General features: G+C 56.6%; 19 protein-coding genes. 2 read left to right on the forward strand and 17 right to left on the reverse strand.

Going from position 1 to position 19,204, the window contains the following annotated elements; all coding sequences use genetic code 11:
- Positions 1-87 precede the first annotated feature (87 nt).
- Genes fabG through yceD form a run of 6 tightly spaced genes read right to left on the reverse strand, consistent with a single transcriptional unit; the run spans position 88 to position 4,510 of the window.
- On the reverse strand, positions 88-822 hold the full coding sequence (fabG, locus tag LU196_RS00185) for a 3-oxoacyl-ACP reductase FabG (protein WP_232757732.1): 735 nt from the start codon (positions 820-822) through the stop codon (positions 88-90).
- A gap of 10 nt (positions 823-832) precedes the next feature.
- Positions 833-1,765, reverse strand: a complete 933-nt coding sequence (gene fabD / locus LU196_RS00190) for an ACP S-malonyltransferase (RefSeq protein WP_232757733.1) — start codon at positions 1,763-1,765, stop codon at positions 833-835.
- A gap of 16 nt (positions 1,766-1,781) precedes the next feature.
- Positions 1,782-2,735, reverse strand: a complete 954-nt coding sequence (locus LU196_RS00195) for a beta-ketoacyl-ACP synthase III (RefSeq protein WP_232757734.1) — start codon at positions 2,733-2,735, stop codon at positions 1,782-1,784.
- Positions 2,736-3,776 carry a phosphate acyltransferase PlsX gene (gene plsX / locus LU196_RS00200; protein WP_232757735.1) on the reverse strand — a complete coding sequence of 347 codons (1,041 nt, stop codon included), beginning with the start codon at positions 3,774-3,776 and terminating at the stop codon, positions 2,736-2,738.
- Positions 3,777-3,803: 27 nt separating this feature from the next.
- Positions 3,804-3,974: a 50S ribosomal protein L32 gene (rpmF, locus tag LU196_RS00205; RefSeq protein ID WP_016192161.1), complete on the reverse strand. Its 171-nt coding sequence runs from the start codon at positions 3,972-3,974 to the stop codon at positions 3,804-3,806.
- Positions 3,975-3,988: 14 nt separating this feature from the next.
- Positions 3,989-4,510 (reverse strand): 23S rRNA accumulation protein YceD, encoded by a 522-nt coding sequence (gene yceD, locus LU196_RS00210; RefSeq protein ID WP_232757736.1) that lies wholly within the window; start codon positions 4,508-4,510, stop codon positions 3,989-3,991.
- Between the two features lie 140 nt (positions 4,511-4,650).
- Between yceD and LU196_RS00215 the strand changes: the two genes are divergently transcribed.
- Positions 4,651-5,235 (forward strand): nucleoside triphosphate pyrophosphatase, encoded by a 585-nt coding sequence (locus LU196_RS00215; RefSeq protein ID WP_304622715.1) that lies wholly within the window; start codon positions 4,651-4,653, stop codon positions 5,233-5,235.
- Between the two features lie 15 nt (positions 5,236-5,250).
- On the opposite strand, the gene rluC is transcribed toward LU196_RS00215, so the two are convergent.
- Complete coding sequence (gene rluC, locus LU196_RS00220) at positions 5,251-6,201, reverse strand: 23S rRNA pseudouridine(955/2504/2580) synthase RluC (RefSeq protein ID WP_232757737.1); 951 nt, start codon at positions 6,199-6,201, stop codon at positions 5,251-5,253.
- Between the two features lie 573 nt (positions 6,202-6,774).
- Between rluC and rne the strand changes: the two genes are divergently transcribed.
- Positions 6,775-10,029 (forward strand): ribonuclease E, encoded by a 3,255-nt coding sequence (gene rne / locus LU196_RS00225; protein ID WP_232757738.1) that lies wholly within the window; start codon positions 6,775-6,777, stop codon positions 10,027-10,029.
- 462 nt (positions 10,030-10,491) lie between these two features.
- On the opposite strand, the gene flgL is transcribed toward rne, so the two are convergent.
- The 10 genes from flgL to flgB form a co-directional block, all read right to left on the reverse strand.
- Complete coding sequence (gene flgL / locus LU196_RS00230; RefSeq protein ID WP_232757739.1) at positions 10,492-11,454, reverse strand: flagellar hook-associated protein FlgL; 963 nt, start codon at positions 11,452-11,454, stop codon at positions 10,492-10,494.
- A 15-nt stretch (positions 11,455-11,469) separates the two neighbouring features.
- Positions 11,470-13,101, reverse strand: a complete 1,632-nt coding sequence (gene flgK / locus LU196_RS00235; protein WP_232757740.1) for a flagellar hook-associated protein FlgK — start codon at positions 13,099-13,101, stop codon at positions 11,470-11,472.
- A 118-nt stretch (positions 13,102-13,219) separates the two neighbouring features.
- Positions 13,220-14,161: a flagellar assembly peptidoglycan hydrolase FlgJ gene (flgJ, locus tag LU196_RS00240; protein ID WP_232758242.1), complete on the reverse strand. Its 942-nt coding sequence runs from the start codon at positions 14,159-14,161 to the stop codon at positions 13,220-13,222.
- Positions 14,161-15,267, reverse strand: a complete 1,107-nt coding sequence (locus LU196_RS00245) for a flagellar basal body P-ring protein FlgI (protein ID WP_232757741.1) — start codon at positions 15,265-15,267, stop codon at positions 14,161-14,163. Before LU196_RS00245 ends, flgJ begins: the two co-directional genes overlap by 1 nt.
- A gap of 11 nt (positions 15,268-15,278) precedes the next feature.
- Positions 15,279-15,989, reverse strand: coding sequence for a flagellar basal body L-ring protein FlgH (locus LU196_RS00250; RefSeq protein WP_232757742.1), 711 nt, complete (start codon positions 15,987-15,989; stop codon positions 15,279-15,281).
- 61 nt (positions 15,990-16,050) lie between these two features.
- Entirely contained in the window at positions 16,051-16,833 is a 783-nt protein-coding gene (flgG, locus tag LU196_RS00255) for a flagellar basal-body rod protein FlgG (protein ID WP_232757743.1), read from the reverse strand.
- A gap of 17 nt (positions 16,834-16,850) precedes the next feature.
- Positions 16,851-17,609, reverse strand: coding sequence for a flagellar basal body rod protein FlgF (locus LU196_RS00260; RefSeq protein WP_232757744.1), 759 nt, complete (start codon positions 17,607-17,609; stop codon positions 16,851-16,853).
- Between the two features lie 64 nt (positions 17,610-17,673).
- Positions 17,674-18,345 (reverse strand): flagellar hook assembly protein FlgD, encoded by a 672-nt coding sequence (gene flgD / locus LU196_RS00265; protein ID WP_232757745.1) that lies wholly within the window; start codon positions 18,343-18,345, stop codon positions 17,674-17,676.
- Positions 18,346-18,357: 12 nt separating this feature from the next.
- On the reverse strand, positions 18,358-18,762 hold the full coding sequence (gene flgC, locus LU196_RS00270) for a flagellar basal body rod protein FlgC (protein WP_232757746.1): 405 nt from the start codon (positions 18,760-18,762) through the stop codon (positions 18,358-18,360).
- A 2-nt stretch (positions 18,763-18,764) separates the two neighbouring features.
- Complete coding sequence (gene flgB, locus LU196_RS00275) at positions 18,765-19,178, reverse strand: flagellar basal body rod protein FlgB (RefSeq protein WP_232757747.1); 414 nt, start codon at positions 19,176-19,178, stop codon at positions 18,765-18,767.
- Positions 19,179-19,204: the final 26 nt, after the last annotated feature.

Below are 19,204 nucleotides of genomic sequence, written 5' to 3' on the forward strand. Positions count from 1 at the left end.
GATGCAACAAAATCCCGGCTGGTCGAACCACGATTTTGCGCTATTCTGCGGTCTTTACCGCAGATAATGCAAATGTTTTCGTGATTATCAGACCATGTACATTCCGCCGTTGACGTGCAGCGTTTCACCCGTAATGTAGGCTGCTTCGTCAGAGGCTAAGAATGCAACAGCATTGGCAATTTCCTGCGGATCGCCTAAACGACCTGCCGGCACTTCTGCCAAAATGCCCGAGCGCTGATCTTCGTTCAGTGCACGCGTCATGTCCGTCTCAATGAAGCCCGGTGCCACGACGTTTACGGTAATGCCACGTGACGCAACTTCTCGCGCCAGTGATTTGCTAAAGCCAATCAAACCTGCTTTTGCTGCCGCATAGTTTGCCTGACCCGCGTTACCCATAGTTCCAACCACAGAACCGATGGTGATGATACGGCCCACACGCTTTTTCATCATTGCACGCATGACCGCCTTGGACAGGCGGAACACCGACGTCAGGTTGGTATCAAGGATATCCGCCCACTCGTCGTCTTTCATGCGCATCAACAGATTGTCGCGCGTAATGCCTGCATTATTGACTAAAATATCCACTTCGCCAAATTCAGCGCGCACTTTTTCTAACACGCTCTCAATGGAACTGGCATCAGTGACATTCAGAACCAAGCCTTTGCCCTTATCGCCGAGGTAAGCGCTGATGGCTTCCGCACCGCTTTCGCTGGTCGCGGTTCCTACTACTTTGGCACCGCGCGCAACCAGCGTTTCCGCTATGGCGCGACCAATGCCGCGGCTTGCGCCCGTAACCAGCGCTACTTTACCGTCAAAGCTCATTTTTTTCCTCTCATTCCTGCGTAAGCGCAGCGCTCAGTGAAGCGGGGTCGTTCACGGCCGCTGCGGTCAGGCTATCAACAATGCGTTTTGTCAGACCGGTCAGGACTTTACCCGGACCCATCTCAAAAAGCTGCTCCACGTTTTGCGTGGCAATGTATTCAACGGCTTCTGTCCAGCGCACCGGGCTATAAAGTTGGCGAACCAGCGCGCTGCGAATTGCTGCGGCGTCGGTTTCGCATTTTACATCCACGTTGTTGACCACCGGTACGCGAGGCGCGCTGAAGGCCACGTTTTCCAACGCCAGCGCCAGCTTCTCAGCGGCCGGTTTCATCAGCGCGCAGTGAGACGGTACGCTGACAGGCAACGGAAGTGCGCGCTTGGCGCCAGCGGCTTTGCATGCAGCGCCCGCGCGCTCTACGGCTTCTTTGTTGCCCGCAATCACCACCTGGCCTGGGGAATTGAAGTTCACCGGCGAAACAACCTGACCTTGAGCACTCTCTTCACAGGCTTTGCGGATGGATTCATCGTCCAGGCCAATAATTGCCTGCATCGCACCCGTGCCTTCCGGCACCGCTTCTTGCATCAGTTTGCCACGCAGTTCAACCAGTTTTACCGCATCAGCAAAGTCAATGACACCGGCACACACCAGCGCGGAATACTCGCCGAGGCTGTGGCCCGCCATCAGGGTGGGCTGCGGTCCCTGCTTGCTCTGCCAGACGCGGTACACCGCCACGGATGCCGCTAACAGCGCGGGCTGGGTCTGCCAGGTTTTATTTAACTCTTCCGCCGGGCCCTGCTGCACCAGTTGCCATAAGTCGTAGCCTAAAGCCTCAGAGGCTTCGCGGAAGGTTGCCTCAACCTGCGGATTTTCCGCAGCAAGTTCCGCCAGCATGCCAAGGGTCTGCGATCCCTGTCCGGGGAAAACAAAAGCAAATTGCGTCATCTTTCGTTCCTGTCAATCAAAAGCGAACCAGTGCCGAACCCCAAGTGAAACCACCACCAAAGGCTTCCAGCAAAATCAGTTGTCCCGGTTTAATACGGCCATCGCGTACCGCTTCGTCCAGCGCGCTCGGTACGGATGCAGCGGAAGTGTTACCGTGACGATCCAGCGTTACCACGACTTTCTCCATGCCCATGCCTAATTTTTTGGCGGTGGCACTGATGATGCGCAGGTTCGCCTGATGCGGCACCAGCCAGTCGAGTTCAGCGCGGTCAAGGTTGTTAGCCTCAAGCGTTTCGTCAACGATATGTGCCAACTCGGTAACAGCAACTTTAAACACTTCGTTGCCTGCCATGGTCAAATACGCTGGCTCATCTTGGTTCGCGCGATCCTGGTAAGGCAGCGTCAGCAGTTTGCCGTAGCGACCATCCGCGTGGAGATGGGTAGACAAAATACCCGGCTCTTCGCTCTGGCCAAGCACCACAGCACCGGCTCCGTCACCAAACAGAATAATGGTACCCCGATCGTTCGGATCCAGCGTGCGGGCGAGCACGTCTGCACCGATGACCAGCGCATGTTTGACCACGCCATTTTTGATGTATTGGTCAGCGACACTCAATGCGTAGGTAAAGCCGGCGCAGGCGGCGGCTAAATCGAACGCCGCACAGTCGTTGATTTCCAGCATCTGCTGAATCATGCAGGCTGAACTGGGGAAAGCGTGACTTGAAGAGGTCGTGGCCACGATGATCAGGCCGACGTCGCTGGCGGCGACGCCAGCCATCTCGAGCGCACGCTGTGCCGCCGTGAAACCCATGCTGGCAACGGTTTCTTCCGGTGCTGCAATGCGACGTTCACGGATGCCGGTACGGGTGACAATCCACTCGTCCGAAGTCTCCACCATTTTTTCCAGGTCCGCATTTGAGCGAACCTGTTCAGGCAAATAGCTGCCCGTACCGATAATTTTGGTAAACATCTACGCTTTGTCACTCCTGGCTAATACAGCGTCAAGGCGCGCTGCAATCCTCGCGGGAACTTGCTTACGCACCGCCTGCTCTGCCTGTTCTATCGCCACGGCAAAGGCGCGTTCATTGGCCGCGCCGTGGCTTTTGATCACTGTCCCGCGCAATCCTAACAGACAAGCGCCATTGTACTGGTCGGGGTTGAGATGGCCGAAACGTGCAGCCAGACGCTTTTGTATCAAGCGCCCGAGCAATGTCATCCACCAAGCCCGTTTTTTTCCTTCACCTGACGATTTGAGCAGGGAAAGAAACATTCTTACCACGCCTTCCATGGTCTTCAACGTGACATTACCCACGAAGCCATCACAGACCAGCACGTCCGTTTTGCCGGTGAGGAGATCGTTCCCCTCGAGGTAACCAATATAGTTGAGATGCGGCGTCTCACGCAGTACCGCAGAGGCGGCGCGGATGGTTTCCAGTCCTTTGGTCTCTTCCTGACCAATGTTCAAGAGCGCCACACGCGGTTGCGGAATGTCCAATACCTCTTCCGCCATAACCGCCCCCATCACGGCAAACTGCACCAGCATCGTGCTGTCTGAATCGACATTCGCGCCGAGGTCCAGCAGCACCGTTTTGCCATGCTGTTGATGCGGCAATACCGTCATCAACGCCGGACGTTCAATGCCATCCAGCGGCTTCAATAATAGTTTTGCCAGGCCCATCAGCGCCCCGGTATTTCCGGCGCTCACGCAGGCCTGAGCGGTGCCCGCTTTTACCAGCTCCAGTGCCACGCGCATTGACGTTCCACGGCTGTTGCGAACCGCCTGTGCGGGTTTAGCATCGCTTGCAATAACCGATTCGGCAGGAACAACCTGCACACGCCCCATTAAAGAGGAATCCGCTTTGGCAAGAAATGACGTGATGATGTCGGGATCGCCGACCAGAAGAAGATACAGCTGCGAATGAGAGGCCAGTGCCTGCAAGGATGCAGGCACTGTCACGCAGGGACCGAAATCCCCGCCCATGGCATCAACTGCCAGGGTCAAACGTGTCAAGGTATCGCCTTGCGTAAACGCAAAGAATTACTTGGTGATAACCTTGCGACCGCGGTAGTAGCCATCCGCAGTGATGTGGTGACGCAGATGAGTTTCACCAGAAACTTTATCTACTGACAGAGTGGTAGTGGTCAGCGCATCGTGCGAACGACGCATACCACGCTTAGAACGGGTTGGTTTATTCTGTTGTACGGCCATGGACCTTACTCCTATTACTTACGCTTTAAACTGGCTAATACGGCAAATGGATTTGGCTTTTCTGCCTCTTCAGGCAGCTGGCCAAAGACCATGTCCGCGTCGGACACTTCACAGTGTTCAGATTCATGCACCGGAACCACAGGCAGCGCGAGAATGAGCTCATCCTCGATAACTGCCAGCAAGTCGATTTCACCGAAATCGTTGACATCAACTGGCTCGTAGGCTTCCGGCAGCGCTTCGGCCTGTTCATTAGAGGAAACAGGACTGAAGCAATAGCTTACGTGAACGTGTTGAGGGAAAGGTTGGTTGCAGCGCTGACACGACAACGTAACCCGCACTTCGGCAGTTCCCTGCAGAACCGCGAGACGCTGGTTGTCAACCGCAAACGACATGGCACATTCCACATCACTGTCCACACTCACGACCGATTCGTTCAAACGCGCCACCAATTCAGGTGCATAGACACCCTGATAATCAAGGCGTTTTTGCGCGGCGCGGACCGGATCGAGCGTCAGGGGTAATTTTACCTTTTGCATAGGGCGCGCATATTAACTTTGTAACGTCTTAGAGTCAAAGAAAAAGGCCGGATTACAGCATCTTTCACCCGTTAGTCGCATCCAGTGCGGCGCATAGTTTAAAATGCCTGTCACCTTTACGCTATCTATTCTGTAAAAAAATGATGATACCGCTCGTTCTGGCCTCAACCTCCCCTTTTCGTCAGGCTTTACTTAGCAAGCTGGGCCTGCCTTTCATTAGCGCCGCGCCAAACTGCGATGAAACACCGCATCCCGGCGAACCTGCCTCGGCGCTAGTTGAACGCCTGGCGCTGGAGAAAGCCCGCTCGCTAGCGTCGGCCTATCCCGAAAGCTGGATCATTGGCTCCGACCAAGTCTGTGTTGTCAACGGGCGCATCACGGGTAAACCCCATACAGCGGAAAATGCGCGATCGCAGCTCGCCGCCGCCAGTGGACAAATCGTGACGTTTTATACCGGACTGGCGTTGATCCATCCTCAGCGTCACCAACAGCAGGTCATCTGTGAGCCCTTTAATGTTCATTTTCGCAGCCTTTCACCGAGTGAAATTGAACATTACGTCGCTAAAGAGCAGCCGCTAAACTGCGCCGGCAGTTTTAAAAGTGAAGGCATGGGGGTTTGTCTGTTTGATAAACTGGAAGGGCGCGATCCCAACACGTTGATTGGATTACCGCTTATTGCGCTCAATGACATGCTAAGAAGCGTGGGCATCAATGCATTAGCATGATGCCCGTCATGGCCACTATTTTTTGCGCAACTGCGCGAGGCACGTTTTCAACGCCGCATCAAGCGGCGCTTCCATGCGTAAGGTTTCGCCGGTATGAGGATGCGTGAAGGTGAGCGCGGCCGCGTGCAAAAACAGGCGCGCCAGCCCTGTACTGGCCAGCTCACGATCAAACTCGCGGTCGCCGTAGCGATCGTCGAAGGCAATGGGATGTCCACCATGCAGCGTATGGACACGAATCTGGTGCGTCCGTCCGGTCACCGGGCTGGCTTTCACCAGCGTCGCGAAGCCGAAACGCTCTTCCACTTTAAAACGCGTTTCAGAGGGTTTCCCCTCCGCACTCACGCGCACAATGCGTTCACCACTCTGGAGAATATTTTTCAGCAGCGGCGCCTGGACGACTTTCAAATGTGAAGGCCAGTCGCCGCGCACCAGAGCCAGGTAATCTTTCTGCATGCCCTTTTCGCGCAGCTGTTCATGCAATGCGCGCAGCGCAGAGCGTTTTTTGGCGACCAGCAAAATACCGGACGTATCGCGATCGAGCCGGTGAACCAGCTCCAGGAAACGGGCTTCAGGACGCAGCGCACGCAGCCCTTCAATCACGCCAAAACTTAATCCGCTGCCGCCGTGCACGGCCGTACCGGCCGGTTTGTTAAGCACCAGCAGATAATCGTCTTCGTACAGGATGGCATGCGCCAACGCGGCAACTTTATCCAGCTTCGGCGATACCGCTTGCTCCTCGCGCTCTGCGACGCGCACGGGAGGAACGCGGATCTCATCGCCGTCTTCCAGTTTGTATTCGGGTTTAACGCGCTTTTTATTTACCCGCACCTCGCCTTTACGCAGGATGCGATAAATCATGCTCTTGGGCACGCCTTTCAGCTGAGTGCGCAAAAAATTGTCAATGCGCTGCCCGGCATTTTCAGCCGTAATGGCGACATATTGTACGCCAGGATTCTCTGTTTTCATGGCGGCGATTCTAATTAGTGTCCCCTAATAGCGCCACCCCTTTTTCTATGCTTAACTCTCAGCGTAACGCGTTTAAGCGCGTTAGATTGATGACTTTTGCAGCGTTATGATGAATAGCCCGGCAAATGAATCAGTTAAGGATCGACAAACTTCACAGCTCGGTAAAAGTCGCCTTGCTATATGTTGGTCAGCAATGGAATAATGCAAAGGTTTCTGACCTGGAAAGTATCAGGCGGAAAAAAGAGCGAAATTAAGGTATTTTGCCCGATGAAACGAACACGCGGCAATGGCGTAAGACGTGAAGTTAAATCAGGCACTTAGCGGGCTGCGGGTTGCGGCCTGGACGACAGACTGGGATGTGTGGATTTTTTGATTACCGTGTAGCACTTCCACCTTCAGGCGCTGGTTTTCCTTATGAAAAACAGGCCACCGACAAGATTTGCGCCTCTATAGCCGCCGACAACCGTGAGGTTGACGTCAGTGCATGCAGACACGAGGCCATCGGTTGATTCTCGTCCAGGGTAACGATGCCCGCAGCTTTATCACTCATGTGAGAATAACGAGTAAGTCACGATGAAAAGAATGTTAATTAACGCAACTCAGCAGGAGGAGTTGCGCGTTGCCCTGGTTGATGGACAACGTCTGTACGATCTGGATATCGAAAGCCCAGGACACGAGCAGAAAAAAGCCAATATCTACAAAGGAAAAATCACCCGCGTTGAACCTAGCCTTGAAGCGGCATTTGTCGACTACGGTGCAGAGCGTCACGGTTTTCTCCCTCTTAAAGAAGTTTCCCGCGAATATTTTCCTGCTAATTACAACGCGCACGGTCGCCCTAATATCAAAGATGTGCTGCGCGAAGGACAGGAAGTTATCGTTCAGATAGATAAAGAAGAGCGCGGTAACAAAGGCGCTGCGCTAACGACCTTTATCTCCCTGGCGGGCAGCTATTTAGTGTTAATGCCCAACAATCCCCGCGCAGGCGGTATTTCACGCCGCATTGAGGGCGATGACCGCACCGAGCTGAAAGAGGCGCTGTCGGCGCTGGAACTGCCGGACGGCATGGGCCTGATCGTGCGCACGGCGGGCGTTGGCAAATCCGCCGAATCCCTGCAGTGGGATTTGAGTTTCCGCCTCAAGCACTGGGAAGCCATCAAAAAAGCCGCTGACAGCCGCCCTGCTCCGTTCCTTATCCATCAGGAAAGTAACGTGATCGTGCGCGCCTTCCGCGACTATCTGCGCCAGGATATCGGTGAGATTCTGATCGACAACCCAAAAGTGCTTGAGCTGGCGCGCCAGCATATCGCTGCACTGGGCCGTCCCGATTTCAGCAGCAAAATAAAACTGTACACCGGTGAGATCCCGCTGTTCAGTCATTATCAGATTGAGTCGCAAATTGAATCAGCCTTCCAGCGCGAAGTGCGTCTGCCTTCAGGCGGTTCGATCGTTATCGACAGCACCGAAGCGCTGACGGCCATCGACATCAACTCGGCACGTGCGACTCGCGGTGGCGACATTGAAGAAACCGCCTTTAACACCAACCTGGAAGCGGCGGATGAAATCGCGCGCCAGCTGCGCCTGCGCGACCTGGGTGGCCTGATTGTTATCGATTTTATCGACATGACGCCTGTGCGCCATCAGCGCGCGGTTGAAAACCGTCTGCGCGAAGCCGTCCGTCAAGATCGCGCCCGTATTCAAATCAGCCACATTTCTCGCTTTGGTCTGCTGGAGATGTCGCGTCAGCGCCTCAGCCCGTCGTTGGGTGAATCCAGCCATCATGTCTGCCCGCGCTGTAGCGGTACCGGCACCATTCGCGACAACGAATCGCTGTCACTCTCTATTCTGCGCCTGATTGAAGAAGAAGCGCTGAAAGACAACACCAAAGAAGTGCACGCCATTGTGCCCGTTCCGGTGGCGTCTTACCTGCTGAACGAAAAACGCGAAGCGGTCAGTGCCATCGAAAAGCGTCAAGGTGGCGTGCGTGCGGTGATCGTGCCAAACGAACAGATGGAAACGCCGCACTATTCGGTGCTGCGCGTGCGTAAAGGCGAAGAAACGCAAACGCTCTCTTATCATCTGCCAAAACTGCATGAAGCAGAAATGGCGATGCCGTCAGAAGAAGAGCACGCTGAGCGCCGCCGTCCTGAACAACCGGCTTTAGCCGCCTTTGTCATGCCTGATGCGCCGCCAGCGCCGGTTGAGGTGGAAAAACCCGCGGTTCAGCCGAAGATGGAGACCAAGCCAGCCGCTGCCCCTGCCGCAACGGTGACGACCGGCTTCATGGGGCGCCTAATTGGCGGCCTGAAAAAGCTGTTTGCGCCTGAAGCCGCCGCACCGGCACCTGTTGAAGAGAAGCAGGACGTTCAGGCTGAGCAGAGTGAAAACACGCAGCAGCGTGGTGAACGCCGTAGCAACAACAACAATCGTCGTAATAACAATCGCCGTGAACGCACGCCGCGCAATGGTGAAAACGCTGGACGTGAAGCGCGTGAGCCACGCGAGTCACGTGAACCGCGTGAAGCCCGCGAATCGCGTGAACCCCGTGAGCCGCGTGAAAACAGCGACAACCGCCGCAATAAGCGTCAGCAAGAGCCGCGTGGTGAGCGTCCTGAACTGACGGAAGAGCAGCTGCAGCAGCGTGATGAACAGCAGCAGCAGCGTCGTGAGCAGCGCGCTGAGCGTCAGCGTCGCCGTCAGGAAGAGAAGCGCAATCAGCAGCAAGAAGCCAAAGCCGCTGAGACCGTACAGCCTGAGGTGGTAGAAGAAGCCGCTACGCAGGAAGACGATCGTGTTCAGGTGATGCCGCGCCGTAAACCGCGCCAGCTTAACCAACGCGTGCGCGTGGGTGAGACCCGTGAACAAACGGCCGACGTTGCGCCAGTTGCTGCAGCTGCAACCGAACCGCATGCTGACGTGCAGGCGCAACCCGAGGCAGCGCACGATAATCAGGATGAGAACGAGAACCGTGATGGCGCAAATATGCCACGTCGTTCGCGTCGTTCGCCACGCCACCTGCGCGTAAGCGGTCAACGTCGTCGTCGCTATCGTGATGAGCGCTACCCGACCCAATCGGCAATGCCGCTGGAATCTGCCGCCGCTTCGCCAGAAATGGCCTCGGGTAAAGTGTGGATCAGCTACCCTGTCGCACAGACCCAAGACGAGCAGGCCATGCAGGCGGATGCAGCCGATGCCGCTCAGATCGACACCGCTGCTGCGGTGGCACTGCCTGCCGCAGAAAGTGTTGCGCCAGCAGACGTGACCTCAAACCGTGCTGACGAAGCGGTGCATCAGGCTGAACCGCAGGCACAGGTTGATGTGCCAGTGGTAAACACCGATGACCTGACGCCGGTTGCCGCCCCGGTTAACGCCGAGCCTGCTGTTATCTCTGCCGCTGACGACGCTGTCGCCCAGACGATTGCGGCACAGGCGGAACCCGTAGCTGAGACGCCAGCGCACCACGGTGACATGGCTGCCGAGCAAGAAACGATCGCGCAGCAGGCGCCCGTTGAGGTTGCACCGGCGCTTGAAGCGCAAGTGGATGAGGTGCTGAGCGCGCCGGTCGCCGCTGAGGCACCGTCAGCGCCGATCGCCGAACCCCATGCGCCTGTCGCTGCGCGTGACACTGCCGTTAACGGTGATGAGACGCGTTTCAAGCATCACGCTACCGCGCCGATGACCAAAGCGCCCGCGCCAGCATGGGAACCGGAACCGGCTCGCGCTAGCGACTGGGTTCGCCCTGCATTCGCCTTCGATGGCCGCGGTTCTGCGGGTGGTCACAGCGCGACGCATCAGGCCACCGCGCCAGCTACCCGTCCGGAAAGCGCATAACTGCGCCACGTCCGTCTCGGTAAACCCCGGCTTGTCCGGGGTTTTTTTATGGCCTGCGTTTACCGCCCTGCCACCTGACCGCTCTCACCGTGATGCCCGCACTTCCTGCACCGCTTCCCTGCCGGTTTAGCCGATTGTAGTGCCCTCTTCTCATTCACCCTGCGTCACGCTCGCGGCTCGCCCCATCGGCATAATGACGGGCGGCCGACCACCAAGCGGTAAAGACCCCGCCATCTCCTGGCGAGGCGCTGGGCAGCTTGACCACAAAAGATCGTCACCGTATCGGATGCCCCGAAGCCGTCCGCGCTTGGCTGTGCGTGCCAAGTATGATGGTTAGCAACCCTGCGTCATCGACAACACCCGCTCAACAGACAGGCAAAAAAAATCCCACGGCCCCGAAGGGCGGTGGGAGAAACTAAGCGCACCCGGTTTAAGCGCGCTCAAATATTCAGGACAGGTTAATTAAGAGTTAAGCTGGAACAGTGACATCTTAGACATGTCTGTAAAGGTTTTATAAGAAGCCTGCAACGCCGTCTGCTTCATGGTGTAGCTGGAGATCGCGGCGGTGTAATCCACATCCACCAGGTTACTCATCTGCGAGTCCAGGATCAGCTTACGGTCGTCAGACTGCTGTCCGAGCTTATCCAACTCGTCCATTTTGGTACCGATATCGGAACGGACCTTAAGCACATTATCCAGCGCGTTGTTCAGGCCGCGGTTGGATTTCGCCATGGTGTTTTTTGCGCTTTCGATGTCGGCATCACTGGCGTTGGCCAGCGGCACCTTCAAGGACGCAATCGCGCTATCCAGCATATTAAAAATGTTTTTCTCGCTGGCAGAACCATCGGGCTCAGGCTTGGCATTGCTGGTCAGCGCCATAAACACGTTGTTGCCCGTATCACCTACGTTCATGGTGCGGCTGTCATCCACTTTCTGCGAGATAGCCTCGGTGCCACCCACGTAGGTGACTGCACTACCGGTGTCACTGAACGGCGGCTGATCGGTTTTGTAGCCAGCAAAAATATAGCGTCCATTGCCGTCACGGCTATTGGCTTGGCCCAGGATCTGATCGCGTATCCCTTGCAGCTGCGTAGCATAAGAGGCGCGGTCTTCATCATTGAGCGTGCCGGTTGAGGCCGCCACCACAATCTCTTTGGCTTTCGTGATGGCCGTCGTCACGCTGCTCAAAGCGTTCTCTTCCATCGACAAGCTTTGGTCAGCAAAATTGCGGGCGGTGCCATACTGGCTGCTCACCGCCTGCGCCTGCGATAACACCACGGCGCGCGAAGCAGCGATGGGATCGTCGGAGGGATTATTGACCCGACGGCCGGTAGAAAGTTGCTCACCCACTTTCAACCAGGAGGATTGCGATTCACTGATTCCGCGCACCTGCTGGTCAAAAATCATACTCGTACTCAGACGCATACCTTACTCCTCTTATTAGCGAATGCTGATCAGCGCGTTAAAGATCGCACTGGCCGTCTGCAGAACCTGCGCATTCGCCATATAGAACTGCTGATATTTCGACAAGTTGGCGTACTCTTCATCAAGGTTAACGCCCGATACGGATTGCTGGCGATCGCTCAGCTGCGTCACTACGCTTTTCTGCGTGGTGCTGGCGGTATCCAGAGAGTTCGTCTTGTTCCCCACCGTGCTCACCAGGCTGGCATACGCCTGCGAAACGGTCGCGTTGCCATTAACAATTTTGGTGTCCTGCAGATTCAGCAGTTTTTTGGCATTGGTGTTATCACTTTCACCGCTGGTGGCGCTGGCCGCGGCGGCAATTTGCGACTCATCGGTAATGGCGACGGTCATGCCGTTGATCACGTCCTGAACCGGCTTCACCAGGAAACTGTCTTTGTTGCCCGGGGTGCCGCTTGGCGTCAGCTTCAGTCCGTCAAAGTTCAGCGAGCCATCGGCAGCAGGCGTCACGTTAAAATTCACGTTGTCTGACATGCGCGTCACAGACCAGGTGCCGCTGTTGTAGCTCACCGTGTAGTTAGATGCCTTAATGGCGTTGGTGTCAGACCAAGCCGCGGTAATACTCACATTAGAGCTGTTTTTGGTATTACCCAATACCGTTGGAGAACCAATGGTGAAAAAGTCTGTACCGGCGTCGCCGTTGCTGTCGAAGCCCTGCTTGTGCACGGTATTGAAGCTGGTCGTAAACGCAGCAGCCAATTGTCCAAGCTGGTTTTGCGCGCCATCCAAATCCTCAGAACGGAATTTAAACAGGCCGCCCAGTGAACCGGTGGGAATGTTCTTTTCCGCGATTTGCACGTTGCCCGCTTGTTTATCAACGTAACCGACCGTAAGGCGCGAATTATCAGCGCTGGACGGCATAGCGACCAAACTGGTGGCATTGCTGCCGTTGACCAGCGTGATGCCATTCATCGATACGATATAGCTGCCGTCCTGCTGCGCCACGGTCACACCGACGACGTTGTTGAGGTTGTTCACTAGCTGATCGCGCTGATCCATCAGATCGTTCGGTACCGCGCCGCCGCCAGTAGAGAGCTTCGCGATCTGTGTGTTCAGGTCAGCAATCTGGCTGGTGAAGGTATTGATCTGATTAACGCTCGACGACACATCGGTGTTGACGTTGTTCTGCATGTTGCTTAAGTACTGCGCCGTGGTCTGGAACTGATTCACGAGCCCCTGCGCATAGCCGAGCATAGACTGACGGGCAGACGGATCGCTGGCGTTGCTCACCACGTTCTGTACGTTATTGAAAAAGTTTTGAATCGATGAAGAGAGGCTGGTCGTCGACGTCGACAGCAGGTCATCGATATTCGAAATCTGGTTGTACTGCGTATTCACTGCATTGTAATTGGCGCTGGAACCACGCAGCTGAGCGGTAATAAAGTCATCATACTCACGCTGAACGCCAGACACCTTCACGCCGTTACCGTAATAGCTGTTACCCTGCAGGGTGCTGTTCGCCTGAGACAGGATAGTGGTCTGACGCGAGTAGCCCGCCACCGAGTAATTACTGATGTTATTGCTGGTGGTGCTTAAGGCAGCCTGTGCGGCGCTCAGCCCACTCATCGCTGAGTTAATTATGTTGGACATCTGGGTTCCTTTATTTCCCGTTAACCGGGCTGGCAGTCATCAGGGTAATCTGGCGGGCGTTGCGGCCCGCGTCATGAGACAGTTATCGGCGTGCTTAAGCGAAACTTGAGGTGAAAGATCAGAACAATGTGGTGATATCCTGGCTATAGGCCTTCACAACTTTTTCACCCATGTTCTTGAATTGCTGAATCATTCCCACCAGTTTTTGGGCGTATTTAGGATCGGTTGCGTAACCCGCCGCCTGCAGCGCGCGTGCGCCCTGCTCAGGGCTGGTGGCATTGGTTACCGCGGCATAGCGCGGATTGCGCGACAGCAGCTTCACGTAGTCGCTAAGCGCTTCCATATAAGAGCCATACACGCGGAAACTGGCGCGCACTTTTTTCGCCACGCCGCCGTCATACTCGGTGGTCATGATATCAGTGGTCTCCCCCTGCCAATCGCCGGAGGCTTTAATCCCAAACACGTTATAGCTCGGCTTGCCGTCGCGCGTCAGAATCTGGCGCTGGCCCCAGCCGGATTCCAGCGCGGCCTGCGCCAGAATCAGGTGGTGCGGAATGCCGCTCTGCTGGCTGGCCACCTTCGCGGGCTGCGCCAACTGCGCGATAAAATCGTTGCTGTCAGAGGGCAAGCTGGCGGGTGAAACCGGCAAGCGCGGTACCGCTTTGCGCACCATCTGCTCCAGCTGCGTGGTCGGAAGGTTACTGTAGATGTAGCCATTTTCCAGCGGCATCGGCACGGTGCCCGCGCTTTCATCGGGCGCTGCGTTAGGCTGCATCTGCTTGACGATCATATCGGCCATCCCCAGACCGCGCTTGCCAATCTCTTGGGCAATCTGCTGATCGTACATCGATGTAAACATGCGTGTGGAGTCGTTGCTAAAGACGCCGTCTTTCGGCAACGCATCACGCATGCTCTTCAGCATCATCTGCACGAACATCCCTTCAACCTGCTTCGCCACCTGCAGCGCCTTGCCTTTCGGATCGGCACTGGCTTCACGTTTCAAGTCGTTAAGTGAGCGGCTGTCATAAGCCGCGTTCATCAGCGATTGCGTATCCATGATTAGATGATTTCCAGCTTGGCGCGCAGGCAGCCTGCACTTTCCATCGATTGCAGAATCGACATCAGCTCAATGGGCGTTGCCCCCAGCGCGTTAAGCGCACGCACCACGTTGTTCAGGTTGGCGCCCGCATTCACCCGCTGCAGTGCACCGCCGCTCTGGCGTACGTCGATCTGCGTTTGCGTGGTCGCCACAGTCTGCCCACCGGCAAACGGCGTGTTCGGCTGACTGACGTTCTGCTGCTGGTTTACCGTCACCGACAGGTTGCCCTGCGCCACCGCACAGGTGTTCAAGGTCACTTCGCGGTTCATGACCACCGAACCCGTGCGTGAATTGATGATCACTTTGGCATCTTCAAGCGGTACAGACACATCGATATTCTGGATCTCAGACAGCACACGCACCTGCGAACTGTTATTCGCCGTGACGCGGATCTGCACCGTGCGCGCATCCAAGGGTTGCGCAAAGCCAAGACCGCGGCTGTTGACCGCATCAGAAATGCGCTGCGCCATGGTGAAATCTTCATTATTCAGCTGCAGGTTAATGGTGTTCTGGCTGCCAAAGTTGCTCTGTAGCTCACGCTCAACCGTTGCGCCGTCGGTGATACGCCCGCCGTTCAACTGGTTAACCTGTACGCTGCTCCCGCCTGCCGACGCGCCCGCGCCGCCCACCAGAATGTTGCCCTGTGCCAGCGCATAAACCTGGTTATCGACCCCTTTCATCGGCGTCATTAACAGCGTACCGCCGCGCAGACTTTTGGCGTTACCCAGTGATGACACCACCACGTCAATGGTCTGGCCCTGACGGGCAAAGCTGGGCAGCTTAGCCGTGACCATCACGGCGGCCACGTTTTTCAACTGCATATTGGTGCCGGTTGGCACGGTGATGCCCAGCTGTGACAGCATGTTGCTTACCGTCTGCGTGGTAAATGGCGTTTGGGTTGTCTGGTCACCCGTGCCATCCAGTCCAACCACCAGACCGTAACCGATCAGCTGGTTTTCACGCACGCCCTGTATCGAGGTCAGGTCGCGAATGCGGTCAGCGTGGGCCAGCACGCTAACACCGAGCAGCAAGCTCAGGCCCAGACGCAGCAGTGTGTTCATCTTCATCATTACCTCAATTACATCGGCGACACGTTCAGGAAAAAGCGCTGGAACCAGCCCATGGTCTGCGCCTCATTGATATATCCGTTTCCGACGTACTCAATACGTGCATCGGCCACCTGCGTTGACAACACGGCGTTGCTGGCGCTGATGGTGCGCGGGTTAACCACACCCGAGAAGCGGATAAACTCTGTTCCCTGGTTAATTTCAATTTGCTTCTCACCCACCACGCGCAGGTTGCCGTTGGACAAGACCTGATTCACCGTGACGGTGATGGTGCCGGTAAAGGTGTTGTTGGCGGTTGCGCCGCCTTTACCTGCGAAATCGTTTTTACCGTCGGCGGACAGGTTGGCTTTTTCGCCGCCTGCGCCCACTAAACCGGCCAGACCGGTCGGCACGCCCGTGACGCCGAAGCTGTTGCTGCCATCGCGCGAGGCGTTGGCGGACGAGCTCTTACTGGCGCTGACGTTCTCTTGCAGCGTAATGGTTAGCGTGTCACCGATGTTACGTGGACGGCGATCCTCAAACAGTGGCTGATAACCGTAGTTGAGTGGCGCAACGCCCTGAAAAATGGAACCGTTTACCACAGGCGGGGCAGAAGGCGTCGGCTCAGCCGTCGTCGAACCCTGTACCAGTGGCGTGCGCGGAACCAGCGCACAACCGTTAAGTGTCAGTAGCAGCGTGGCTACTAACCAATGCCCAGGCTTGAGAATCACTTGCTTCGCCACGGAGTTCTGACCTTTTTCATGTTCTTACACAGGCCAGTCAAGCTGGCCTGATGCCACCAGATTAAATCTGGGTTAACTTCGCCAGCATCTGATCGGAGGTGCTGATCGCCTTGCTGTTAATTTCATACGCGCGCTGCGTCTGGATCATCGAGACCAGCTCTTCCGCCACGTTGACGTTAGAGGTTTCAACATAGCCCTGATACAGCAGCCCGGCGCCGTTCTGGCCCGGCGTGCTTTGTGTCGGCGCGCCTGACGCCTGGGTTTCCTGATAGAGGTTTTCCCCGACGCTGTTGAGACCCGCATCGTTAATAAAGGTGCTCAACGTCAGCGTACCGACCTGCGCCGGGTTGGTTTGTCCCTGCTGCGTCACGCTCACGACGCCATCACGCGACACGGTGATGCTGGTGGCGTTCGCGGGAATCGTGATCCCTGGCTGCACCGGAAAACCCGAGTTGGTTACCAGCTGACCATTTTGATCGACCTGGAACGAGCCATCGCGGGTATACGCGGAGGTGCCATCGGGCATCTGCACTTCAAAATAGCCCTGGCCGTTGATCGCCACGTCTTTCGAGTTGCTGGTCTGCGACAGGTTACCTTGCGTGTGCAGACGCTCCGTGGTCACGGGACGCACACCGGTACCGATTTGCAGGCCCGACGGCAGCGTAGTCTGTTCGGAAGACTGCGTACCCGGCTGACGCAGGGTTTGATACATCAGATCTTCAAATACCGCGCGCGAACGTTTAAAGCCGTTGGTGCTCACGTTGGCGAGGTTGTTGGAGATGACGTCCATATTGGTTTGTTGGGCGTCAAGACCGGTTTTAGCGATCCACAAAGAACGAATCATGGTGTTTTCCTTACGCCTTAGCTGCTCATGTTGAGAAGCTGGTTGGCTTTCTGTTCGTTTTCATCGACGTTGCTGATGACTTTCATCTGCATCTCAAAACGTCGGGCGTTGGCGATCATGTCGACCATGGTTTCCATCGGCTTCACGTTACTGCCTTCAAGCACACCCGGCATCACGCTCACCGTCGCGTCGTTGGCCAGGGTCGCGCCGCGCGTGGCCTGTGCGGCCTGCGTGGGTCGAAACATGCCGTCGTCACCGCGCTGCAGCTCTTTGCCGGTGGCGCGCACCAGCTTCAGGCGGCCAATTTGCACCGTGGCGTTGGGCGCATCGCCCGCGTTACGCGAGGTGATGGTGCCATCGGCCGCGATGGTCAGTTCGGCACCTTGAGGAATGGCGATGGGGCCGCCGTCGCCCATCACCGGATTCCCCTGAACGGTCAGAATGCCGGTAGGGCTGATCTGCATGTTGCCGTTGCGGGTATAGGCTTCTGTGCCATCTGCGGTGCGCACCGCCAGCCAGCCATCCTGCTGTACCGCCACGTCCAGAGAGCGGCCAGTGTTATCCATGGCGCCAGGGCTCATGTCCGCGCCGGGCGTCGAAGCGGCGACCATGGTGCGCGTGGGCAATGACCAGCCGGTGACCGGCACGGCGCGCAGCGCGTTGAGCTGGGCACGAAAGCCCGGCGTAGACGCGTTGGCAAGGTTGCTCGCCGTCACCGATTGCTGTTCCATCGTCTGACTGGCGGCGCCCATGGCGGTGTATATCGCGTGATCCATAATGCAATCCCGTTAACGTTGTCGTATCAGTGACCAGGGTAATAACCGACTGGCCGTGCGCGTGTCAGAGAATCTGACGAACCTCATCCAGGGTGGCGGAACCCAACGTGCCAAGATCCAGCTTGCTGGTGCCGTTCACGGTGGTAACGCCATTGACGTAAGCCAGGTTGAGCGGCTGCGCCACCAATTGGTTGGTGCCATCGCTGGCCGCCAGGCTGAAGCTGTATTTGCCGTCTGGCGCGACGCTGCCATCATCCAGCTTGCCGTCCCACGAGAAGGTGTGCACGCCCGCGCTGAGTTTGCCCAGATCGATGGTCCGTACCGTTGTGCCATTGCTGTCTTTCACCGTGACGCTGCTGCTGGTCGCGGCGGAAGCCAGCTCCAGGCCGAACGGCGTGGTGGTGCCACTGCCAACCAACACCTGCGAACCTTTCACCATCACACCGTGACCGATCAGCGTTGAACTCTGCAGTGACTGGCTGGTGCTGATCTGCCCAGAGATCGATCCCAGCGTGGTATTGAGTTTCTCAATGCCGCCCAGGGTATTGATTTGCGCCAACTGCGTGGTGAGCTGGCTGTTGTCCATGGGATTGGTGGGATCCTGGTTTTTTAACTGCGCCACCAGCATGGTCAGAAATTGATTCTGCAGGTCGGCAGAGCTGTTGGTGCTGCTTGTACTGCTGGACGACAGAACCGTTGGGTCCAGATTGTCTTTAATTCCTACTGATAAACTCATGTTCGCGCTCCGTTACTGGCCGAGTGTCAGGGTTTTCATCATCATCGACTTCACCGTATTCAGCACTTCCACGTTGGCCTGATAGCTGCGCGAAGCGGACATGGTGTTCACGCTTTCTGCCACCACATCCACGTTAGGCATCTTGACGTAGCCCTTTTCATCCGCCATGGGATTGCCTGGGTCATAGACCAGCTTCGCCGGCGAGGGATCGTCAACGATGCTGGCGACTTTCACCCCGCCAGTTGCGCTGCCGGGGGCCGCATTGGTCTGGAAAACCACTTGCTTGGCGACGTAAGGCTTGCCGTCTGGCCCGGTCACGCTGTCGGCGTTTGCCAGGTTACTGGCGCTGACGTTCAGGCGCTGAGACTGGGCCGTCATCGCCGAGCCCGCGATATCAAAAATGTTTAGCAATGCCATGCTTATTGCCCCTGCAGTACGCTCATCATGCCTTTGATTTGGCTGGTGATGAGAGTGAGATCGGTTTGGTATTTCAGGCTGTTATCCGCAAACTGCGTACGTTCACGATCCATATCCACGGTGTTGCCATCCGCGGCAGGTTGATCGGGAATGCGGTACATCAGGTCCAGCGACGCTGGCGTAGCGGCTTCAGCGGCGATGTGGCGCGAGGACGTCACGTTTAGCGCCATGCTGCTGCCGGCAACGCGGCCATTTTCCATCACCTTGCTGAGCTGGCTGGCAAAATCGATATCCCGCGCCTGATAGCCTGGGGTGTCAGCGTTGGCGATATTAGACGCCAAAATTTCCTGGCGCTGCGCCCGCAGGTTTAACGCTTCTGTACCGAATCGCAGCGCGGCATCGAGTTTGTCGAGCATGCTTCCTCCGCGAATGAGAATTTTGA

The sequence above is a fragment of the Pantoea sp. Mb-10 genome (assembly GCF_021272205.1).
Classification (GTDB): Bacteria; Pseudomonadota; Gammaproteobacteria; order Enterobacterales; family Enterobacteriaceae; genus Pantoea.

Excerpts from the sequence above, each read along its gene's own strand:
- fabG (WP_232757732.1), bottom strand. The coding sequence starts at position 822 with ATGAGCTTTGACGGTAAAGTAGCGCTGGTTACGGGCGCAAGCCGCGGC.
- fabD (WP_232757733.1), bottom strand. The coding sequence starts at position 1,765 with ATGACGCAATTTGCTTTTGTTTTCCCCGGACAGGGATCGCAGACCCTT.
- LU196_RS00195 (WP_232757734.1), bottom strand. The coding sequence starts at position 2,735 with ATGTTTACCAAAATTATCGGTACGGGCAGCTATTTGCCTGAACAGGTT.
- rpmF (WP_016192161.1), bottom strand. The coding sequence starts at position 3,974 with ATGGCCGTACAACAGAATAAACCAACCCGTTCTAAGCGTGGTATGCGT.
- yceD (WP_232757736.1), bottom strand. The coding sequence starts at position 4,510 with ATGCAAAAGGTAAAATTACCCCTGACGCTCGATCCGGTCCGCGCCGCG.
- LU196_RS00215 (WP_304622715.1), top strand. The coding sequence starts at position 4,651 with ATGATGATACCGCTCGTTCTGGCCTCAACCTCCCCTTTTCGTCAGGCT.
- rluC (WP_232757737.1), bottom strand. The coding sequence starts at position 6,201 with ATGAAAACAGAGAATCCTGGCGTACAATATGTCGCCATTACGGCTGAA.
- rne (WP_232757738.1), top strand. The coding sequence starts at position 6,775 with ATGAAAAGAATGTTAATTAACGCAACTCAGCAGGAGGAGTTGCGCGTT.
- flgL (WP_232757739.1), bottom strand. The coding sequence starts at position 11,454 with ATGCGTCTGAGTACGAGTATGATTTTTGACCAGCAGGTGCGCGGAATC.
- flgK (WP_232757740.1), bottom strand. The coding sequence starts at position 13,101 with ATGTCCAACATAATTAACTCAGCGATGAGTGGGCTGAGCGCCGCACAG.
- LU196_RS00245 (WP_232757741.1), bottom strand. The coding sequence starts at position 15,267 with ATGAAGATGAACACACTGCTGCGTCTGGGCCTGAGCTTGCTGCTCGGT.
- flgG (WP_232757743.1), bottom strand. The coding sequence starts at position 16,833 with ATGATTCGTTCTTTGTGGATCGCTAAAACCGGTCTTGACGCCCAACAA.
- LU196_RS00260 (WP_232757744.1), bottom strand. The coding sequence starts at position 17,609 with ATGGATCACGCGATATACACCGCCATGGGCGCCGCCAGTCAGACGATG.
- flgD (WP_232757745.1), bottom strand. The coding sequence starts at position 18,345 with ATGAGTTTATCAGTAGGAATTAAAGACAATCTGGACCCAACGGTTCTG.
- flgC (WP_232757746.1), bottom strand. The coding sequence starts at position 18,762 with ATGGCATTGCTAAACATTTTTGATATCGCGGGCTCGGCGATGACGGCC.
- flgB (WP_232757747.1), bottom strand. The coding sequence starts at position 19,178 with ATGCTCGACAAACTCGATGCCGCGCTGCGATTCGGTACAGAAGCGTTA.